We start from the raw sequence: 20,771 nt of genomic DNA on the forward strand, positions 1-20,771 counted from the left end.
AGCGGGGCTTTTTTGTGGGCGCTGGGTTTAGCTCATCATGCCTTTGACGATGCGCTCCTGTTCGATCAACTCACGCTGGCGCGCATCGATGCGTGACGACAGCGGGAAATTGCTGCCGGCGCGGCGCTTGGCAAAGTCCAATTGCTGGATCGCTTGCTGGAAGTCGCCCACCAGCGCGAAGTACTCGGCGCGGGCTTGATGCAAGCCGATGATATTGCCGGACAGGCCACGAGTCTCGGCGACCTGATACCACACATCCGGATCATCGGAACGCGACTTGAGCAGACCTTCCAGGGCCTTTTCCGCGTCGGCCGTACGGTTCTGCTTGAGCAGCAGGTCCACGCGCACCTGGTTCAACGGGTAGTTGCTGGGGTACTGGGCCAGCATGCGATCGGTACGTTGCTGCGCGTCGGGCATGCGATTGTTGGTGATATCCAGCTCGATCTGCGCCAGGTTGTAGGTGATGTCGTTGGGCGCCTTGGCCAGCAGCGGCTTGAGGGTTTCCCGCGCCTCATTGAGTTGGGTGCCCTTGATCTGGGCGATGGCCAGGCCGTAGCGCGCCACATCGCTTTTTGGGTTCTCATCCAGCTGGGCGCGGAAGCGCTTGGCGGCCAGCCCAGGTGTGTCTTCGTAATACAGCTGGACCCGGGCGCGTATCAATTGATAACGCAGGCTGTCTTCGGTGCCGCCGGTCTTGGCTTGCTCGGCGCGGTTACGGGTGTCGGCGATCCGCGATTCGGTGACCGGGTGCGTCAGCAGGAATTCCGGTGGCTTGGCATCGAAGCGGTATTGGCGCATCAAGCGCTCGAACATGGTTGGCATCGAGCGCGGATCGTAGCCGGCCTTGACCATGTTGAGGATGCCGATGCGGTCGGCTTCCTGTTCATTTTGCCGGGAGAAGCGTCGTTGCTCCTGGATGGCCGCGGCCTGGCTGCCGGCAATCGCAGCGATCCCGGCATCCCCGGCGCCGGCGGCTGCCGCGATAATCCCGCCGAGCAGCGCGGCCATCATCGGGATCTGCATCCGTTGCTGGGCTTCCACGCCACGGGCGAAGTGGCGTTGCGACAAGTGCGCCAGTTCGTGAGCCATGACCGAGGCGTATTCGCCTTCGGTCTGGGCGTTGAGGAACAGGCCGCCGTTGACCCCGACAATCCCGCCCGGTGCGGCAAACGCGTTAAGTTGCGGGCTATTGATCAGGATGAACTCCAGCCGCCGGTCATTGACCTGGCTGGTCTCCACCAGCTTGTAAACGCTGGTTTCGACGTAATCCTTGAGTTGCGGGTCATTGAGGACCGAGACCTGCCCGCGCAGGAATGCCAGCCAGGCCCGGCCCAGTTGGTGTTCCTGTTGTGGCGAGACAATGGCAGAACTGGCGTCGCCAAGTGACGGCAGATCGTCGGCGAAGCCTGGAGAGGCAAGCAGGCAAGCTAGCGTCAGCAGGGTAGGGCGCAAAAAAGTCATGCACAAAGCCTTTCGACAAAGACCTTACTGTAGCCGGACACTGAGCCTGGGACCAGATATTCTAAGCACCCCTTGATGCCGCCAGGAGCAAAACCATGACCGATGCTGTAAACCACGACGCCGAGCTCGATGCCAGCGGCCTGAACTGCCCGTTGCCATTGCTCAAGGCCAAGATGGAGCTCAATCGGCTGGCCAGCGGTGCGGTACTCAAGGTGATTGCCACGGATGCGGGTTCCCAGCGCGACTTCCGCACGTTTGCCAAGCTGGCGGGGCATGCGCTGTTGCACGAAGAGGCCGATAACGGTGTGTATCGTTACTGGTTGCGCAAGGCCTGATGGCCCCATCGCGGGCAAGCCCGGCTCCACCGATCCAATGTAGGAACTGGCCTGCCAGCGATAGCTATCTAACGGCCATCCACTACATCAAGCCTTGTCCAGCGCCTGCGCCGCCGCCAAGACGGCATCCACATGCCCCGGCACCTTCACGCCGCGCCATTCCTGGCGCAGCACGCCATTTTTGTCGATCAGGAAGGTGCTGCGATCCACCCCCATGTATTCCTTGCCGTACAGTTTCTTCAGCTTGATTACATCAAACAGCTGGCAAACCGCTTCGTCCTTGTCGCTGATCAGCTCGAAGGGGAAGGCCTGCTTGGCCTTGAAGTTCTCATGGGACTTCACGCTGTCCCGGGACACGCCAAACACCTCGGTGTTGGCGGCCTGGAAGGCAGCGTACTGGTCACGAAAACCCTGGCCTTCAGTGGTGCAGCCTGGCGTGCTGTCTTTGGGGTAGAAGTAGATCACCACTTGCTTGCCCTTGAGTCCCGCGAGGCTGAACGTCTGCCCGCTGGTCGCCGGGGCTTGGAAATCGGCGACCGGTGTGTCGATGACTACCGCCATGGAAAACTTCCTTACATTGGGTTCTGTGGGCGCCAGGGTTCGATCAGTGCATCCAGGTTCAGCGCATCGGCGAAATCCAGGAACTGGTCACGCAACCAACTGATCTGCACGCCTGCCGGCAAGGTCACCGTAAAGGTGGCGTTGAGCATGGTGCCGCCGGTCTGAGGGGCCTGATAAGTGTCAAACGTCAGGTTTTCCAGTTCGACGTTATGGTCGATAAAGAACTGGCACAGTTCATTGACGATGTCCGAACGGTAGGCCGAACTGACGTAGGCCACATACGGTAGCGCCTGGGGACGGTTCTCCAGGGCCGCACTGCGCACCACATTGACGGTGAAGTCGTGCTTCTTGGCCAGGGTCGGCAAGCCGGCTTCCAGGCGCGCCAGGGCATCCCAGCTTCCGGAAATCTGCAGGACCAGCGCACTGCATTCGCCATGGCGAGTCAGGCGTGAGGTCACGACGGCGCAGCGGTTTTCATGGCTGGCGCGGCACAGGACGTTAGTCAGCTCCATGGGGTTGGCGCCAAGGGCACTGATAACAAGGAATTGTTCGCGGACTGTGGGGGTGGACATGCAGCATTCCTAAAGCGATGAGCGGTCGATACGAGCGTGCGGTACCGATCAAAGGATCAAGGGTAGCGAAAAGCGCCGCCAAGGGCTAGGACGTGGCGTTTTCATTGCATATTCAGTGGCAGTTGGCCGTGCTTTGGCCCAATGATGGCATTGCCGGCAACTAAGTTGATCCAGAACGCATCCTCAGAGGGTACTTCGCTTGTGCAAGCATCTTGGCGCCAGTACCATTACGGCTCTCTTTTTCCGGCAGGAGCGGTTGCATGATTGCGGGCAGTATGGTGGCACTGGTCACACCCATGGATGCACAAGGTAATCTCGACTGGGACAGCCTGGGCAAACTGGTGGACTTTCACCTGCAAGAAGGCACCAACGCCATTGTGGCCGTCGGCACCACGGGTGAATCGGCCACGCTTGATGTGGAAGAACACATCGAGGTGATCGAGTTTGTGGTCAAGCGCGTTGCAGGGCGTATCGCGGTCATTGCCGGTACGGGCGCCAACTCGACTCGCGAAGCGATCGAGCTGACCAAGAACGCCAAGAAAGCCGGTGCCGATGCCTGCCTGCTGGTGACGCCGTACTACAACAAGCCGACCCAGGAAGGCTTATACCAGCACTTCAAGACCATCGCCGAAGCCGTCGACATCCCGCAGATCCTCTACAACGTGCCAGGGCGCACGGCGTGCGACATGCAGGCCGCGACCGTGATCCGCCTGTCGACCGTGCCGAACATCATCGGTATCAAAGAAGCCACGGGCGACCTGCAGCGCGCCAAGGACATCCTGGCCGGCGTGAGCAGTGACTTCCTGCTGTACTCCGGCGACGACGCCACGGCGGTGGAGCTGATCCTGCTGGGCGGCAAGGGCAATATCTCGGTAACCGCCAACGTTGCCCCGCGTGCCATGAGCGAAATGTGCGCCGCCGCCATCGCCGGCGACGCCGTGACCGCCCGCGCGATTCACGAAAAGCTGATGCCGCTCAACAAAACACTGTTCATCGAATCCAACCCTATTCCCGTGAAATGGGCGCTGCATGAAATGGGCCTGATGCCGGACGGTATCCGTCTGCCGCTCACCCAACTCAGCCCAGCCTGTCACGAACCGCTGCGACAGGCCCTGCGCCAGTCCGGCGTCCTGGTTTAATTGAGGAAGCACTACGCATGAAGCGATTGGCCGGACTTTCCGCACTTGCCTTGATTATCTCCAGCACCAGTGGCTGCGGTTGGATCTGGGGCCCGGAAGGCTACTTCCGTGACCGCGGCAGCGATTACCTGGAAGCACAACAAACCGCACCGATGCAATTGCCGCCGGACGTCAACGTCGCCAAGCGCCTTGACCCGTTGCTGCCGATCCCGCGCAACGTAGCCGACGACACCGTCAAGGGCGAGTACGAAGTACCGCGTCCACAACCGATTTCGGCCCTGGCCGATGCCAGCGACTACAGCCTGCAGAAAAGCGGCGATTCGCGCTGGATCATGGCCCAGCGCCCACCTGCCGAAGTCTGGCCGGTGGCGGTGCAGTTCTTCCAGGACAATGGCTTCCGTATCGACGAGCAACGCCCGCAGACCGGTGAATTCACCACCGCGTGGCAGCAGCCGAGTGAGCTGTCTGCCAACATGGCCAAGCGCTTGCAGGCGGGTGGCGTCGCCGCTGATGGCGAAAGCCGCATCCGCGTGCGCATCGAGCCAGGCGTGCAGCGCAATACCAGTGAAGTCTACGTGGTCAGCGCCGAGCGTCCTGCGGGCAGCACCGCCAACGTCGACTTCACCAACCGTTCGGTCAACAGCGGTGTCGATGCCGCGCTGGTCGACGAGATGCTTGCCAGCATGAGCCGCATCTCCGAGAAGGGCGGTTCCGTCTCGCTGCTCGCCGCCCGTGACTACGACACCCCTAGCCGTGTCAGCCTCACCGAAGACGGCAGCGGCAACGTTGTGCTCAACCTGGGTGAAGACCTGGACCGTGCCTGGGCCAGCGTCGGCCGTGCCCTGGAGCAAGGGCCATGGCGCGTCGAAGACATCAACCGCAGCCTGGGCCTGTACTACATCAACGTGGCAGAAAAGGCCGAGAAGAAAGACGAAGAACGTGGTTTCTTCAGCAAGTTGTTCGGCAGCGAGCCGACCAAGGAAGAGATCGAGACCCGCGCCGAGCGTTATCAAGTGCGCTTGAGCAAGGTCGGCGACAACGTGCAAGTCACCGTCGAGAAAAACATCAACACCGTGGCGCCAGCAGAAACGGCGCGCAAAGTGTTGGGCGTGATTCAGGACAACCTGGGCTGATCCGATGCGTTTTGCTGTTCTCGGCAGCGGTAGCCAAGGGAACGGCACGCTTGTAGCCCACGACGACACGTACGTCCTGGTGGATTGTGGTTTCTCCCTGCGGGAAACCGAGCGACGCCTGCTGCGCCTGGGGGTTCACCCTGCGCAGTTGAGCGCGATTCTAGTGACCCACGAACATGCCGACCACGTGCATGGCGTGGGTTTGCTGTCTCGGCGCTACAATCTTCCGGTGTACCTGAGTCGCGGCACCTTGCGCGGGATGCGCAAACCCATTGAACCCGCAGGTTTCCTGGCCGGTGGCGAGCAACTGCAGATCGGAGCCTTGAGCGTCGACGTGATTGCCGTGGCGCATGATGCCCAGGAGCCCACGCAATATGTATTCAGTGACGGCGAGCGCCGCTTCGGCCTGCTTACCGACCTGGGTTCCTACTGTGCCAAGGTGCTGGAAGGCTATCGTGACCTCGATGCGTTGATGATCGAGTCCAACCATTGCCGTGACCTGCTGGCGCGCGGTCACTACCCGTACTTTCTCAAGCAACGGGTGGGTGGCGAGCTGGGACATTTGAACAACCACCAGGCGGCGTACCTGGTGTATGAGTTGGGCTGGCAAGACCTGCAACACCTGGTCCTGGCCCACCTGAGCAGCAAGAACAACCTGCCGCAGCTTGCCCGGCAATGTTTTGTCGACACCCTCGGGTGCGACCCGGACTGGCTGCAACTGGCCGATCAAGATTCAGGGCTCGACTGGCGACATATCGCCTAGCCCATCTACTTACCAAGCGGAGCCCATCATGGAAAAACGTGAAGAACTCTACCGCGGCAAAGCCAAGTCGGTTTACAAGACCGACGACGCCAACCGCTTGATCCTGCTGTTTCGCAACGACACCTCGGCGTTCGATGGCAAGCGCATCGAACAGCTCGACCGCAAGGGCATGGTGAACAACAAGTTCAACGCCTTCATCATGCAGAAACTCGAAGCGGCCGGCATTCCGACCCAATTCGACAAACTGCTGGGCGACAACGAATGCCTGGTGAAAAAACTCGACATGATCCCGGTCGAGTGCGTCGTGCGTAACTACGCAGCCGGCAGCCTGGTCAAGCGCCTGGGCGTGGAAGAGGGCCTCAAGCTCAACCCTTACACGTTCGAACTGTTCCTCAAGGACGACGCCAAGGGCGACCCGTTCATCAACGAATCCCACGTCGTGGCATTCGGCTGGGGCACTGCTGAACAGCTGGCACGCATGAAAGAACTGTCGCTCAAGGTCAACGACGTCCTGAGCAAACTGTTTGACGATGCTGGCCTGCTGCTGGTGGACTTCAAACTGGAATTCGGCGTATTCCACGACGGCTCCATCGTCCTGGGCGACGAATTCAGCCCAGACGGCTGCCGCCTGTGGGACAAGGACACTCGCAAGAAGATGGACAAAGACCGCTTCCGCCAGGGCCTCGGTGACGTTATCGAAGCCTACGAAGAAGTCGCCAACCGTCTCGGCGTACCGCTGTAATCGACGCAAGCATCTGATAGCACGGAAAAAAATCCACTGAGAGCTTTGCTTCCCAGTAACAGGCTGTTATGATGCGCGCCGTTGGAGAGATGCCAGAGTGGCCGAATGGGACGGATTCGAAATCCGTTGTACCTTCACCGGTACCTAGGGTTCGAATCCCTATCTCTCCGCCATTACATAGAAAAGCCCCGCAGATTAATTTCTGCGGGGCTTTTTCGTTTCCGTCTCCCTCTTTTCCAGCGCCTGCCTCCCCAGTTTTGCCACCCTGTTCTGACGATTTCTCCCCAGCGTTTTGCCTAGCGAAACACTTCCAACAATCGCTCCCTGGTTTTCATTCAGGTAAACCCATAAAAAACAATCACATACATATTTTGTGATTTTGTTTTCCCGTCAGCCCTTTACTTAAAATTGGTGAAATGCTTATATTTTGTTGTTAATTCAAAATACAGTTCCGCACAGCGAAATTGATTGAATTGTCAAAGCTGTAGCGTTCCTTCGTCCTTGGCGAGGGGCGAGGGACTTCACACATAACAACAAAAATAGGGCTGCATCATGGAGCGCCATTCCTGCGTCATTGCTACGTGTCTCCTGGTTTCCATTGTGCCTGCGTCGGCGTATGCGGACTTTTTCGCAGACAGTAAGGCCAGCGTCGAGCTGCGTAATTTTTACATCAATCGCGATTACAGCCAGGCCAGCACCACCCAGTCCAAGCAGGAAGAGTGGGCCCAGGGCTTTTTGCTGCGTTACGCATCTGGGTTTACCGCGGGCCCTGTGGGTTTTGGGCTGGATGCGATCGGTTTGGTTGGCGTGAAGCTCGACTCCAGCCAGGACCGTGCCGGTTCCGGTTTGTTGCCTCGTCAGCGAGATGGCCGGGCGGTGGATGAAAGAGGCTCCCTGGGCCTGACGGCCAAGGTGCGGGCGTCCAAAAGTTTGCTCAGGATCGGGACCTTGCATCCGCGCCTGCCGGTTGTTCAGTTCAACGACACCCGCTTGTTGCCGCAGACGTTCGAAGGCGTGCATCTGAATTCCCAGGAGTTCGCCAACACCACCCTTGATGCGGGGCAGATCCGCCAGGTGACCCAGCGCGATTCCACGAACCGCGAAGACCTGACCCCTTCAGTGGCCAATGCCAAGGGCATTCGTGTCAGCAAAGGCGCCAGCACTGATGAGTTCAACTTCGCAGGCGTCGGTTACAAGTGGAGCAACCAGTTAAGTGGCAGCTACTTCTACGGTGAACTCGACCGTTTTTACCGCCAGCACAATTTCAGCCTGTTGCATGTGCTGCCCCTTGGGGAAGGGCAGTCGCTCAAGAGTGACTTGCGTTATGCCAGGTCCTACAACGAAGGCCAGAGCAATATCGATAACACTGCCGTGTCAGCGATGCTCACCTACAGTCTGGGCGGCCACGCGTTTGGTCTGGCCTATCAGAAGATGAGTGGCGACACTGGCTACGCCTATATCCATGGCGCCGATGCGTTCTTGCCCAACTTTATTTCCAACAACGATTTTGCCAACCGGGATGAAATGTCCTGGCAGGCTCGCTACGACTTCAATTTTGCTGCTGTGGGTATTCCGGGCCTGACCTTCATGACCCGTTACGTCTACGGCAGCGATATTGAGTTGGGCGCTGGCAAACCGACGGGCTCTGAGTGGGAGCGCGATACGGACATTGCCTACGTGTTCCAGGACGGTTCGTTGAAAAACCTGGGGGTGAAATGGCGTAACTCGTCTTTGCGCATGAATCACTTTGGCAGTGATCTGGACGATAACCGCCTGATCATCAGTTACACCCTGCCACTCCTGTAGTCGAGTCGGTGACAGCCCGCCAGGCGGGTCAATAACAACAATGAGGTCGTAGCGGCTATGAAGAACGCACTTTATCCATCACGTATACGCGCCTGGTTCACCGTCAGCATACTGATGCTGGCCTACGTTTTATCCTTCGTGGACCGGCAGATTCTCAACCTGCTGGTGGGCCCGATCCGTCACGACATGGATATCAGCGACACGCAGATGAGCCTGTTGATGGGGCTGTCGTTTGCGATTTTCTACACCCTCTGTGGCATCCCGCTGGGGCGGATTGCCGACAGCAAGAGCCGGCGTAACCTGCTGATGTGCGGGATCCTGGTGTGGAGCGGCATGACGGCCGCTTGCGGGATGGTCAAAGGTTACTGGCAGTTCCTTTTTTGCCGGATTGGCGTGGCAGCAGGCGAAGCCTCCTTGGCGCCCTGTGCTTACTCGATGATCTCCGACAGTTTCACCCCTGAGCGTCGCGGTACGGCGTTCAGCGTGTATTCGACGGCGATTTACCTGGGTTCGGGCGTTGCCCTGTTGTTGGGCGGGGTGGCGGTGCACTTTGCTACCAGCCAGGGTGATATGACATTGCCGCTGATCGGCACGGTGCGCCCGTGGCAAATGGTGTTCCTGATTCTCGGCGCGGTTGGCGTGGTCTTCTCCCTGTGCTTGCTGTTGTTGCGCGAGCCGGTGCGCCATGGCGTGGGGGCGGGCCTGGAGCTGCCGTTTTCGGAGTTCGTCGATTACCTGCGTAAAAACCGCCGCACCATGCTTTGCCATAACCTGGGCTTTGCTTGCCTGACGTTTACGGCCTACGGCAGCAGTGCCTGGATCCCGACATTTTTTGTGCGCTCGTTCGACATGAGCGTACCTGAGGTCGGGGTGATCTACGGCAGTATGCTGGCGATCTGCGGCTCCCTTGGCTTGTTGGTGGGCGGCCGGTTGTGCGACTGGCTGATCAAGCGCGGTCACCGCGATGCTCCCCTGCGTATCGCAATCCTGGCTGCTGTGCTGACCTTGCCGTCGAACCTGGGCTATCTGGTGGATGACAAGAACCTGGCCCTGGTGATGATGGCCCTTCACGTGTTTACCGTGAGCATGCCCTTTGGCGTCGGTCCTTTGGCCGTGCAAGAAGTGGTGCCGAGCCCGATGCGTGGGCAGGCCTCGGCGCTTTATCAGTTTGCCGTGACCCTGATCGGCCTGGGAATTGGCCCGACGGCCGTGGCCTTGGGCACCGATTACGTGTTCGGCAGCGACTCGGCGCTGCGCTACTCGCTGGCAGTGGTGACGGGCGTTTCGCTGGTGCTGGCCGTGGTGATTCTGATGAGCGGCCTGCGGTCGTATCGCGAGAGCCTGGAGCGTCTCAAAAGCTGGGCGCCCAAGGATCCCACGCTGGTGGTCCCTGGGCGGCAGGTGCCAGCGGCTGACGCTTGAGTCAGCAATTTCTCGCGCTCGATCAAGCTGGCACCCCCGTGGGGTGTCGGCTTTTTTTTCGTCGGAAATCTTTCCAGAAACCGTTTGCCAAAACATGGCTCTTTGATAAAATCGATTCACATGTTCCGCAATGCGGAACATGGTTTCAATAAAAACAAGATATCGAGGTTCAGATGAATTCCAGCGTGAGCTACGAGCGCCAAGGCGAGATTGCACTGATCACCCTGAACAACCCGCCGGTCAACGCCCTCGGTCAAGCCGAGCGTGAAGGTCTGTTGCGCGCCTTGCACCAGAGCCAGATCGACACGCAGGCCAAGGTGTTGGTGTTGCTGTGCGCTGGCCGCACTTTCATTGCCGGGGCTGATATCAAGGAATTCGGCAAGCCGCCTCAGGCGCCGAGCCTGCCGGAAGTGGTCAACGCCTATGAACAAAGCGACAAACCCTGTGTCGCGGTGATTCACGGCACGGCCCTGGGCGGAGGCCTGGAAATGGCCCTGGGTTGCCATTATCGAATCGCCCGCCGCGATGCCAAGGTCGGCCTGCCGGAGGTCAAGCTCGGGTTGCTGCCGGGCGCGGGCGGCACCCAGCGCTTGCCCCGTCTGGCCGGTGTGGCCAAGGCCCTGGAGATGATTGTCTCCGGCCAGCCCATCAACGCCACTCACGCCCGGGAACATCACATTGTCGATGAACTGTTCGACGGTGATCCTCGCACCGCCGCCATCGCCTTTGCCCAACGCATGCTGGATAACGGCCTGGGTGTGCGGCGCACCGGTGAACAAACCGCCGCCCTCAAGGGCGCGGACAACGCCGCGTTGATCGCCGCCAAACGCCTGGAGGTCAGCCAGCGTTTGCCGGGTTTCTTTTCCCCGCCCCGCTGTGTCGCGGCGGTCGAGGCGGCGACCTTGCTGCCACTGGCCGAAGGCTTGCAACGCGAGCGCGCACTGTTCCAGGAGTGCCTGGCCTCTGAGCAGCGTGCGGCGCTGGTACACGCCTTTTTTGCCGAGCGCCAATGTGCCCAGATCGACGACCTGTCCAAGGACACGCCCGTGCGTAACGTTGAACGTGTCGGGGTGATCGGTGGCGGCACCATGGGCGTGGGCATCGCCTTGAGTTTTGTCAGCGCCGGCATTGCCGTGCTGCTCTTGGAAGTCGATGAGCCGGCTCTGCAGCGGGCATTGCAGCGTGCCCGCGAGACCTGCGAAGCCAGTGTCGCCCGTGGCAGCTTGAGCCCTGCCGTGATGGAGCAGCGTTTGGCGCTGCTGCATGGCGGGGTGGACTACAGCGAGTTGGCCACTGCCGACCTGGTCATCGAGGCGGTGTTTGAAAGCCTGGAGGTCAAGCGCCAGGTGTTTGAGCGCCTGGATCTGGTCTGCAAACCCGGCGCGATCCTCGCCAGCAATACTTCGTCACTGGACCTGGACGTCATCGCCGGCTTCACTTCGCGGCCTCAGGATGTGGTGGGCCTGCACTTTTTCAGCCCGGCCAACGTCATGCGCCTGCTGGAAGTCGTGCGCGGGCGGCACACCGCTCTCGACGTGTTGGCCACCGTCATGCAATTGAGCAAAAAGCTCAACAAGATTGCCGTGGTGGTAGGCGTCTGTGACGGGTTTGTCGGTAACCGCATGATCTTCCAGTATGGCCGCGAGGCCGAGTTCCTGTTGGAGGAGGGCGCCACTCCCGAGCAAGTCGACGGGGCCTTGCGCACCTTCGGCATGGCCATGGGCCCCAATGCCATGCGGGACCTGTCGGGGCTGGATATCGGCTGGAGCATCCGCCAGCGCCAGCGCGCCACGCTGCCCGCGAACTATCCGTTGCCCGGCGTCCTCGACGCGTTGTACGCGGCCGGCATGCTCGGCCAGAAGACCGGCAAGGGCTTCTACTGTTACGCCCCCGGCTCCCGCCGTCCCGAGCCCAACCCTGAACTGTTGCCGCTGCTGCAAGCCGTCTCCCGCGACAAAGGCATCGAGCGCCGCGCCCTGACTGATGAATACATCGTCGAGCGCTGCCTGTTCGCCTTGATCAACGAGGGCGCAAAAATCCTTCAGGAAGGCATCGCCCGACGTAGCAGCGACATCGATGTCATCTACCTCAATGGCTATGGCTTTGCCGCCTGGCGAGGCGGCCCGATGTTCTATGCCGACAGCCTTGGCCTGGACAAGGTACTGGCCCGTATTCGCGAGTTCCACCAACGCTTCGGCGCCTGGTGGGAGCCCGCGCCGCTGCTGGAAAAACTGGCGGCAGAAGGGCGGCGCTTCGCTGACTGGAAACTGGATTCATAACGGCCTGCTTCACGGTCTATCAATGGCTTGGAGAAACAACATGGATATTCATTTTACCGCTGAAGAACTGGCGTTTCGTGATGAAGTCAGGGCCTTCTTGAAGAACAAACTGCCCCAGGACCTGGCCGACAAGGTGCGTCTGGGCAAGCCCTTGTCCAAGGATGATCACCTGCGCTGGCAGGCAATCCAGAACGCGCAGGGATGGTACGCCACCCATTGGCCAGTGGCCTTTGGCGGCACCGGCTGGGGGGCTGTGCAAAAGCATATCTTTGATGAGGAATGCGCACTGGTGGGCGCTCCGCGCAGCATTCCGTTCGGGGTCAACATGGTGGCGCCGGTGCTGATCAAGTTCGGCACGCCGCAGCAACAAGACCACTACCTGCCACGCATCCTCAACGGTGCCGATTGGTGGTGCCAGGGCTACTCCGAGCCAGGCGCCGGCTCTGACCTGGCCTCGCTGAAAACCCGCGCGGTGCGCGAGGGCGACTATTACATCGTCAATGGCCAGAAGACCTGGACCACCCTGGGCCAGCACGCCAACATGATTTTCTGCCTGGTGCGCACCGACCCACAGGCGCAGAAGCAGCGGGGTATTTCCTTTCTGCTGATCGATATGACCAGCCCGGGTATCAGCGTGCGGCCGATCATCACCCTGGACGGCGAGCACGAGGTCAACGAGGTGTTCTTCGACAACGTCAAGGTGCCCGTAGCGAACCTGGTGGGCGAAGAAAACCAAGGCTGGACATGCGCCAAATACCTGCTCACCTACGAGCGCACCGGCCTTGCGGGAATCGGTGCATCGAAAGCGGCGCTGGCCCACCTCAAGCGCATTGCCCGCAAGCAGATGAGCGAAGGTCGGCCGATATTCGACGACCCGCTGTTTCGCGCCCAGGTCGCAGAGTTGGAAATGCAACTCATGGCTGCCGAAATGAGCACGCTGCGCACCCTGGCTGCGGCCAAGGACGGCGGGGTGCCGGGGGCAGAAAGTTCGATCCTCAAGGTCAAGGGCACTGAAGTCCGCCAGGCCATCAGCCACTTGCTGCGCAAGGTGATCGGGCCGTACGCGTTGCCGTTTCTGGAAGAAGAGTTGGGCCTGGATTACCCGGGCGAACCCCTGCACGCCGACTACAGCGTGGCGTTGGCCAGCCAGTATTTCAACCTGCGCAAGCTGTCGATCTTCGGCGGTTCCAACGAAATCCAGAAAAACATCGTCGCCAAGATGATTCTCGAACTGTAAGGGGCTCTGACCATGGACTTCAAACTGACCGAAGAGCAGCAAATGCTGCAAGACACAGCGACACGCCTGGTACGCGACGCCTACAGCTTCGAGGCGCGTGAGCACTATGCCCAGAGCGACGCGGGTTTCAGCCTGGCCTTCTGGCAGCAGTTGGGTGAGTTGGGGCTGACAGCAGTGCCGTTTCCCGAGGACTTGGGCGGTTTTGGCGGGGGCGGCGTCGACACGATGCTGCTGATGACCGAATTCGGCCGAGGCTTGTGCCTGGAACCCTATGTGGAGTCGGTGATTTATGCGGGCGGCTTGCTGATGCAGCTCGGCAGTCCGGCCCAGCAAAACCTGTTGCAACAAGTGGCCAGCGGTCAATTGCTGCTGGCCACGGCCTTTGAAGAACCACAGAGTCACTACCATCTGAACGATGTGCAGACCCGTGCCGAACAGACGGCCGAGGGCTGGACACTGACCGGCAGGAAAGCGGTGGTGATAGGTGGGCACCAAGCCGGCTTGATTCTGGTCAGCGCGCGGATCAGCGGTGACAGTCGCGATGAGCACGGCCTCGGCCTGTTCCTGGTCGATCCGCAGGCCGCTGGCGTCGAGCGCCGCACCTATCCCACGGTGGATGGCCGCAAAGCCTGCGACCTTTACCTGGACAAGGTGACCGTCTCTGCCGATCAGGTATTGGGTGAGCCGGGCCAGGCACTGGCAGCGTTGCGTTATCAGCAAGGGCGCGCCATTGCCGCACAGTGCGCCGATGCCCTGGGCAGCATGCAGGAAGCCTGTCGCCTGACCCTCGACTACCTGAAGACGCGCCAGCAGTTTGGTGTGGCAATTGGGCAGTTCCAGGTGCTGCAGCACCGTATGGTCGACATGCGCACTGAACTGGAACAGGCCACCAGCATGGCCATCCTGGCCGCGTGCTACTGCGATGAAGCGCACAGCCTTGAACGCACCCGGACCCTGGCCGCCGCCAAGTTCATCGTCACCCGCGCCGCGCGCAACATCGCCGAGCAGGCGATCCAGCTACACGGCGGGATTGGCATGACTTGGGAATATTCCCTGGCGCACCACGCCAAACGCCTGGTGATGCTTAGCCATCAGTTCGGTGATGACGACCATCACCTCAAGGCCTATGCCGCGTTGCTCGATGCCGCATGAACCGCCCATTTTTCACTCTGAGGGAGTCCTTATGAAAGTCCTCGTCGCAGTCAAACGAGTGGTCGATTACAACGTGAAAGTTCGCGTCAAGGCGGACAATTCCGGCGTCGATCTGGCTAACGTCAAAATGTCGATGAACCCCTTCTGCGAAATCGCCGTGGAAGAGGCCGTACGTTTGAAGGAAAACGGTAAAGCCACTGAAATCGTCGTCGTTTCCGTAGGGCCATCCACTGCTCAAGAACAGTTGCGTACTGCTCTGGCGCTGGGTGCTGATCGCGCCGTACTCGTCGAATCCGCTGAAGAACTGACCTCGCTGGCCGTTGCCAAGCTGCTCAAGGCCGTTGTCGACAAGGAACAGCCGCAACTGGTGATCCTTGGCAAACAGGCCATCGACAGCGACAACAACCAGACTGGCCAGATGCTGGCTGCACTGACCGGTTACGGCCAGGGCACCTTCGCTTCCAAAGTCGAAGTCAGCGGCGACAGCGTTGCCGTGACCCGCGAAATCGACGGCGGCGCGCAGACGGTTTCCCTGAAACTGCCGGCCATCGTCACCACCGACCTGCGTTTGAACGAGCCGCGTTATGCGTCCCTGCCAAACATCATGAAAGCCAAGAAAAAGCCTCTCGAAGTGCTGACTCCGGATGCTTTGGGCGTTTCCACTGCCTCCACCAACAAGACCGTCAAAGTCCAAGCGCCAGCTGCACGCAGCGCGGGTATCAAGGTCAAGTCGGTGGCTGAACTGGTCGAGAAACTGAAAAACGAAGCGAAGGTGCTTTGAATTGGAGAGCCTGATCATGACTATCTTGGTAATCGCCGAACACGACAACAAGGTGCTGGCCCCGGCCACCCTGAACACCGTTGCTGCTGCCGCCAAAATCGGTGGCGACATCCACGTACTGGTCGCTGGTCAAGGCGCTGGCGCCGTGGCTGAAGCCGCAGCAAAAGTCGCGGGCGTGAGCAAAGTACTGCTGGCCGATAACGCTGCCTACGCGCACCAGTTGCCGGAAAACGTTGCCCCTCTGATTGCTGCTCTTGGTTTAGAGGCGGGAGGCTCTGGCTACAGCCACATCCTGGCTGCCGCCACTTCCAACGGCAAAAACATCCTGCCACGCGTTGCTGCGCAGTTGGACGTTGACCAGATCTCCGAGATCGTTTCGGTCGAAAGCGCCGACACCTTCAAGCGCCCGATCTACGCCGGTAACGCCATTGCCACCGTGCAATCGACTGCTGCCGTCAAAGTCATCACCGTGCGTGCTACCGGTTTCGACCCAGTTGCCGCCGAAGGTGGTTCGGCTGCCGTTGAAGCAGTTGCTGCTGCCCACGATGCTGGCACTTCCAGCTTTGTTGGCGAAGAACTGGCCAAGTCCGACCGTCCTGAGCTGACCGCTGCCAAGATCGTCGTTTCCGGCGGACGTGGCATGCAGAACGGTGACAACTTCAAGCACCTGTACGCCCTGGCCGACAAGCTGGGCGCGGCAGTCGGCGCTTCGCGCGCGGCGGTCGACGCAGGCTTCGTACCCAACGATATGCAGGTCGGCCAGACCGGCAAGATCGTGGCGCCACAGCTTTACATCGCCGTCGGCATCTCCGGCGCGATCCAGCATTTGGCCGGTATGAAGGATTCCAAAGTGATCGTTGCGATCAACAAGGACGAAGAAGCACCGATCTTCCAGGTGGCTGATTACGGCCTGGTGGCGGACTTGTTCGAGGCGGTTCCCGAGTTGAGCGCTAGCCTGTAGATGGCTCATGCAGGCGCGATCAGTTGCGCGCCTGCATGAGCAATGGCGATCAGGCGCCCAGGCTTTCGATGTCCCTGGCCAGCATCACCAGTTGATGCGCCAGGGAGCTTTGCAGGGTGTCGGTAGGCAGCTGGAACTTCGGCGCGCCACAGGTCAGGGCCATGATGCTGCCGTCGGCCAGGCGCAGCGGAACGCCTGCGGCGTTGACGTTGCGGTCCCACTCGCCGAGGGACAGGCAAAAACCGAACTCTTCATACTCGCGGAACGACTCGTTCAACGAGATTTCCAGGGCCGGCCATTCGTCACCGGCTTTCTTGGCTATTTCGCCGATCAGATGCGCCCGCTCGTTTTCCGGCGTGGCGGCCAGGTAGGCGCGACCTGCGGCAGTGGTGCTCAACGGCAGGCGCACACCGGCTTCCATACGCAGGCTGGCGACGTCGGGTGGGCGGCAGCTTTCCACGTAGATCATCGACAGGCGGTCGCGGCAGGTGAGGCCAACGGTGGTGTTGGTGCGCCGTGCGAACTCGTCCATCAGCGGCTTGCCCAACTGGCGCACCCGCAGGTTGTTGACGTAGGCGTAACCCAGGGCCAGCACCCCCGAGTCCAGTTGGTACTTTTCCACGTCCTGGTTGTAGCTCAGGTAGCCAAGCTGCGTCAGGGTGTAGGTCAGGCGCGAAACCGTGGGCTTGGGCAGGCCGGTAATCCGCGCAATGTCCTGGTTGCCACGGGTGACGTTGCCGTGGGTGAACGCGCGCAGCACTTCGAGACCGCGACTCAGGGCTTCGACGAATTTCCGGTCCTTGGGTTCGTTCTCGGGCGTTTCGATTTCTTCAGTCATGGAGGCTCGTGTGGGCAGCGGACAGGCAGTGGAAGAGGTTAGTCGATAATGCCCGGCAGTGTGGGCAGTAACCGTCGCGATTTCAATGCAACGACTTATATAGTCGCGCAAAGTGGCAGCATAGCGGAATCCTGTTCCGCTAGTGGAACCATTGCACGACCCACGACAGGGCCAGCAACACCGGAATGGCGATCAGCGCGAAACGGCCATTCCAGGTGAGGACAATCGTCCACGCCGAGGTGCCAGCCGTGCGCGCCAGGATCAGCACCGCAGGCCCAAAGGGCGAGAGCAGCATCGCCAGGGAAAACGCGCAGACCAGGCTGACGGCAGGCCCCAATGGGTTGATGCCGGCCACCTGCAATTGGGCCAGCAAGCCGGCACAAATGCTCAGGGTGATAATCGGCGCAATACCGACCAGGGCGAGCCCCACCACGCCCAGCAACGCCATGCATTGCACCCAGAAAACCTGAGAGGAGCCACCGAGCAACGGCACCACCTGCTCCAGGGAAACCAGTTGATTGAACAGCGCACCGAACAGCGCCGAACAGCCAAATATAAAAATTTCATTACGCATGCCGGCCAGATGCTCGGCCAATTCGTCGTAGGCCTTGCGCGGGCTTTCGAGGAACAGCCAGCCGCTGACCAGTAGCGGCACCACCATCAGCGATGCCTGGGTGATGTTCAGCCAACTCAGGCTGGCCAGCGCCACAATCGCACCAATGCCCACGGCGGTGCCGAGCGCCAGCGGGTTGAGAGACGCGGCGGGGATTTCGGGTGATTCGTCGACCAGGGTCTGCAAGTGGCGGTTTTCCGTGCGTGCGCCAATGAGCATGAGCAGCACCGTGGCGATCACCCCGTAAGGCAGCAGGTCGGCCCAGGCCAGGCTCGGCACTTCACGGGTGATGATCGCCACGACAATACTGGTCGGCGCAACCAACGGCACCAGGGCAAAACCGCGAATGGCAGCGGTCAGCACGCCGCGCTGGCCATCACGCCGGCCCGGATGATCCGGCGCAAACGGCTGCAGGTAGCTGTGCAGGGTCGAGCACATCAGGTTGAGCATGCCGAAACTGAGGATTGACCCCAGTCCCAATGCGGCCAGCAGATAGCGCGGATAGAGCAGCGAACGTGGTCCACGCAACAGAAAACGATGCACCTCCCGCAGTGCCGGCAGGCGCTTGACCAGGCAGCCCATCAGCCCCAATCCACCAATGAACGCTGCGTAATAGGCGCCAGCGCTGCTCATGCGCTGGACGGCGGGCAGATCCAGCGGGGCCTTGAGCAGCCAGATCGCGAGCAACACCAGCGTCGCCAGGCCCAGGCGCCGAGGGTAGGGCATGAGCGACTGCCAGTGGCGGATAAAAAACAACCCGAACAGCAGCGCCGCGATCAGGCTGAACGCACTGGTACGCGTGCCCAGGGCAACCAGTTCGCAGAGCAGGGCCAGTGGCAGCAGGCGTGTCAGCTTCACGCGGGCAGGCGGCGCAGGCGGCTACGCTTGAACACACCTTCGGCGCTGGCCAACAGGTGGTCCTCGGCATCGAGCACATCACACGCGGCCATGTAGATTTTCGGCCCGCCGCCCCGGACCCGGGCGACGACCCGAACCCGACTGCCTGCGGGGGCGGGAGCCATGTAGTTGATGTTCAGTGACAGGGTCAGGGACAAGCGCCACAGGTCCGGGTCGATGTTCCAGGTGCCGCACATGCCCAGCGCCGCGTCGGCCATGGCGGCAATCACACCGCCGTGCAGGTTGCCGGCCTGGTTGAGATGCTCGGGGCGCACCTGCAGCGCGATGACGGTTTGCGCCTGGCCGTATTCAACCAGATCAAGGCCCAGGTACGCGGCGAATCCACTGAACAGGCCTTGCAGGTCGGCGGGTGGTGAGACGGTCATGGTGTGTTCTCTTTTTGTTATGGGTGAACGGCGGCACTTGCTATGCACGGTATGTTCCGCAAAGAGCCTTTTTTATATTGAAGTTGAGCCTGACAATAATTAGTATTCTAGTCAATACGGAATTAGGTTCTGCACAGCGAAACATAAAATCGGAGAAACCATGTTTTCACGTATCGGTGTGATTGGCAGCGGCGCCATGGGCCGTGGCATTGTTCAAGTGTTTGCGACGTCAGGCTGTGAGGTGCTGCTGTATGACGTGCGCCCTGAAGCGGTCGAAAAGGCGCTGAGCTTTAACAAAGACCTGTTGGAGCGCCAGGTGGCCAAGGGCAAGCTCAGCCCCGAGCAGTTGGCGCAGACGCTGGCGCGCATGCAGCCTGCTGCCAGCCTGGAAGCCTTGGCCGGTTGCGATCTGTTGATCGAAGCCATCGTCGAGAATCTGGAGGCCAAGCAAGGGCTGTTTCGCCAGTTGGAAGCCATCGTTGCGCCGAGCGCGGTATTGGCTACCAACACGTCGTCGCTGTCCGTCACGCAGATCGCCAGCGGATGCCAGCACCCCGAGCGGGTTGCCGGTTTTCACTTCTTTAACCCCGTACCGCTGATGAAGATCGTCGAGGTAGTGCGCGGCGAACGTACCCAGGTGCAGGTGGTGGAGCGCCTGTGTGCGCTGGCCGAGGCGGCTGGTCACTTTGCGGCTCAGACCCCAGACACGCCGGGCTTTCTGGTCAACCATGCCGGTCGTGCCTATGGCACTGAAGCGTTGCGTATCCTTGGCGAGAACATTGCCGATTTCGAGCAGATCGACCGCATCTTGCGCGATGGCCCGGGGTTTCGCATGGGGCCGTTCGAGCTTTTTGACCTCACCGGCCTGGACATCTCCCATGGCGTGATGGAGTCGATCTACGCGCAGTTTTATGGTGATCCGCGTTATACCCCGTCTTACCTGGCGGCCCAGCGGGTGGCCGCAGGTTTGCTGGGGCGCAAGAGTGATGGGCAGGGCTTTTACCGCTATGTCGATGGTCAGCAACTGCGTTCGCCGCAGCCCCAACGCGCGCATGTGTCGGTTGACCGCAGCTTCTGGCTCGACAGCCAGGATGCGCAGGTGAGGGGTGAAGTGGCAGCCTTGCTCGGCGCCGGTGGGGCGATGCTCGAAGAGGCCGCTCAACCCTCGGCCAATGCGATCTGCCTGATCACCCCGCTGGGGGAAGATGCCAGCAGCGTGATCGCGCGCCAGGGGTTGCCCGCCGAGCGCACCCTGGCCCTGGACACCTTCTGCGACTTCTCCAAACGCCTGGTGTTGATGCGCCAGCCTGCGCTGGACCCGGCATTCGAAGCCCAGGCGGTTCAGGCCTTGGGCAGCAACGGGGTACCGGTGGAAGTGATCAATGACTCACCCGGTTTCATCATCCAGCGGGTAGTGGCAAGCGTGGCCAACCTGGGAGCGGAAATCGTCCAGCGCGGCATCGCCACCCCGGCCACCCTCGACCGCGCGGTGATGCTGGCGCTGGGTTATCCGCGCGGCCCACTGGCCTTCGCCGAGTTCTATGGCGCCGACAAAATCCTCGCCGTGCTGCGTGGCATTCAAGGCTGCTATGAGGAGCCGCGCTACCGTCCCAGCCCCTGGCTGCGTCGCCGGGTCCAGTTGGGCCTGAGCCTGCAAACTCCCGATCAACCCTCTGCCGTGCAGGAGCAATAA

General features: G+C 60.7%; 19 protein-coding genes and 1 tRNA gene. 14 read left to right on the forward strand and 6 right to left on the reverse strand.

What is annotated here, in order from left to right:
- Positions 1-27: 27 nt before the first annotated feature.
- Positions 28-1,461, reverse strand: coding sequence for a M48 family metalloprotease (locus tag GDV60_RS07510; protein WP_029299078.1), 1,434 nt, complete (start codon positions 1,459-1,461; stop codon positions 28-30).
- Between the two features lie 95 nt (positions 1,462-1,556).
- Here GDV60_RS07510 and GDV60_RS07515 point away from each other — a divergent pair, with 95 nt between their 5' ends.
- The gene (locus GDV60_RS07515) at positions 1,557-1,796 is read left to right on the forward strand and encodes a sulfurtransferase TusA family protein (RefSeq protein WP_029299077.1); all 240 of its coding nucleotides are present in this window, start codon (positions 1,557-1,559) and stop codon (positions 1,794-1,796) included.
- Positions 1,797-1,883: 87 nt separating this feature from the next.
- Here the strand turns inward: GDV60_RS07515 and GDV60_RS07520 are convergent, their stop codons facing one another.
- Together GDV60_RS07520 and GDV60_RS07525 are read right to left on the reverse strand one after the other, a co-directional pair.
- The gene (locus GDV60_RS07520; protein WP_070995811.1) at positions 1,884-2,357 is read right to left on the reverse strand and encodes a peroxiredoxin; all 474 of its coding nucleotides are present in this window, start codon (positions 2,355-2,357) and stop codon (positions 1,884-1,886) included.
- Positions 2,358-2,368: 11 nt separating this feature from the next.
- On the reverse strand, positions 2,369-2,929 hold the full coding sequence (locus GDV60_RS07525) for a glycine cleavage system protein R (protein WP_029299075.1): 561 nt from the start codon (positions 2,927-2,929) through the stop codon (positions 2,369-2,371).
- Positions 2,930-3,189: 260 nt separating this feature from the next.
- On the opposite strand from GDV60_RS07525, the gene dapA reads away from it, so the two are divergent.
- The 12 genes from dapA to GDV60_RS07585 all read left to right on the forward strand — a co-directional run bounded on the left by dapA (position 3,190) and on the right by GDV60_RS07585 (position 16,344).
- On the forward strand, positions 3,190-4,068 hold the full coding sequence (gene dapA, locus GDV60_RS07530) for a 4-hydroxy-tetrahydrodipicolinate synthase (protein ID WP_029299074.1): 879 nt from the start codon (positions 3,190-3,192) through the stop codon (positions 4,066-4,068).
- Positions 4,069-4,085: 17 nt separating this feature from the next.
- A complete protein-coding gene (gene bamC / locus GDV60_RS07535; protein ID WP_029299073.1) occupies positions 4,086-5,201 on the forward strand; it encodes an outer membrane protein assembly factor BamC in 1,116 nt (371 codons plus the stop codon).
- A 4-nt stretch (positions 5,202-5,205) separates the two neighbouring features.
- Entirely contained in the window at positions 5,206-5,964 is a 759-nt protein-coding gene (locus tag GDV60_RS07540; protein ID WP_133714159.1) for an MBL fold metallo-hydrolase, read from the forward strand.
- A 28-nt stretch (positions 5,965-5,992) separates the two neighbouring features.
- Complete coding sequence (purC, locus tag GDV60_RS07545) at positions 5,993-6,706, forward strand: phosphoribosylaminoimidazolesuccinocarboxamide synthase (protein ID WP_003211975.1); 714 nt, start codon at positions 5,993-5,995, stop codon at positions 6,704-6,706.
- Positions 6,707-6,789: 83 nt separating this feature from the next.
- Positions 6,790-6,879 (forward strand) — tRNA-Ser (locus tag GDV60_RS07550).
- Between the two features lie 379 nt (positions 6,880-7,258).
- A complete protein-coding gene (locus tag GDV60_RS07555) occupies positions 7,259-8,512 on the forward strand; it encodes an OprD family porin (protein ID WP_029299060.1) in 1,254 nt (417 codons plus the stop codon).
- A 57-nt stretch (positions 8,513-8,569) separates the two neighbouring features.
- A complete protein-coding gene (locus tag GDV60_RS07560; protein WP_050493012.1) occupies positions 8,570-9,934 on the forward strand; it encodes an MFS transporter in 1,365 nt (454 codons plus the stop codon).
- A gap of 173 nt (positions 9,935-10,107) precedes the next feature.
- Entirely contained in the window at positions 10,108-12,213 is a 2,106-nt protein-coding gene (locus tag GDV60_RS07565) for a 3-hydroxyacyl-CoA dehydrogenase NAD-binding domain-containing protein (protein WP_159906753.1), read from the forward strand.
- Positions 12,214-12,253: 40 nt separating this feature from the next.
- Positions 12,254-13,450, forward strand: coding sequence for an acyl-CoA dehydrogenase family protein (locus GDV60_RS07570; RefSeq protein WP_029299057.1), 1,197 nt, complete (start codon positions 12,254-12,256; stop codon positions 13,448-13,450).
- 12 nt (positions 13,451-13,462) lie between these two features.
- Positions 13,463-14,602, forward strand: coding sequence for an acyl-CoA dehydrogenase family protein (locus GDV60_RS07575; RefSeq protein WP_092234300.1), 1,140 nt, complete (start codon positions 13,463-13,465; stop codon positions 14,600-14,602).
- Positions 14,603-14,633: 31 nt separating this feature from the next.
- Positions 14,634-15,383 carry an electron transfer flavoprotein subunit beta/FixA family protein gene (locus tag GDV60_RS07580; RefSeq protein WP_092234303.1) on the forward strand — a complete coding sequence of 250 codons (750 nt, stop codon included), beginning with the start codon at positions 14,634-14,636 and terminating at the stop codon, positions 15,381-15,383.
- Positions 15,384-15,399: 16 nt separating this feature from the next.
- On the forward strand, positions 15,400-16,344 hold the full coding sequence (locus GDV60_RS07585; protein WP_092237323.1) for an electron transfer flavoprotein subunit alpha/FixB family protein: 945 nt from the start codon (positions 15,400-15,402) through the stop codon (positions 16,342-16,344).
- A 49-nt stretch (positions 16,345-16,393) separates the two neighbouring features.
- On the opposite strand, the gene GDV60_RS07590 is transcribed toward GDV60_RS07585, so the two are convergent.
- From GDV60_RS07590 to GDV60_RS07600, 3 genes are all read right to left on the reverse strand, one after another.
- On the reverse strand, positions 16,394-17,182 hold the full coding sequence (locus GDV60_RS07590; RefSeq protein ID WP_029299054.1) for an IclR family transcriptional regulator: 789 nt from the start codon (positions 17,180-17,182) through the stop codon (positions 16,394-16,396).
- A gap of 139 nt (positions 17,183-17,321) precedes the next feature.
- Positions 17,322-18,653: a hypothetical protein gene (locus tag GDV60_RS07595; protein ID WP_235860996.1), complete on the reverse strand. Its 1,332-nt coding sequence runs from the start codon at positions 18,651-18,653 to the stop codon at positions 17,322-17,324.
- Positions 18,650-19,078 (reverse strand): PaaI family thioesterase, encoded by a 429-nt coding sequence (locus tag GDV60_RS07600; RefSeq protein WP_092234306.1) that lies wholly within the window; start codon positions 19,076-19,078, stop codon positions 18,650-18,652. Before GDV60_RS07600 ends, GDV60_RS07595 begins: the two co-directional genes overlap by 4 nt.
- Positions 19,079-19,238: 160 nt before the next feature.
- Here GDV60_RS07600 and GDV60_RS07605 point away from each other — a divergent pair, with 160 nt between their 5' ends.
- Positions 19,239-20,771 (forward strand): 3-hydroxyacyl-CoA dehydrogenase, encoded by a 1,533-nt coding sequence (locus GDV60_RS07605; RefSeq protein ID WP_159906755.1) that lies wholly within the window; start codon positions 19,239-19,241, stop codon positions 20,769-20,771.

This window comes from Pseudomonas sp. DTU12.1, from assembly GCF_009873475.1.
GTDB lineage: Bacteria > Pseudomonadota > Gammaproteobacteria > Pseudomonadales > Pseudomonadaceae > Aquipseudomonas > Aquipseudomonas proteolytica.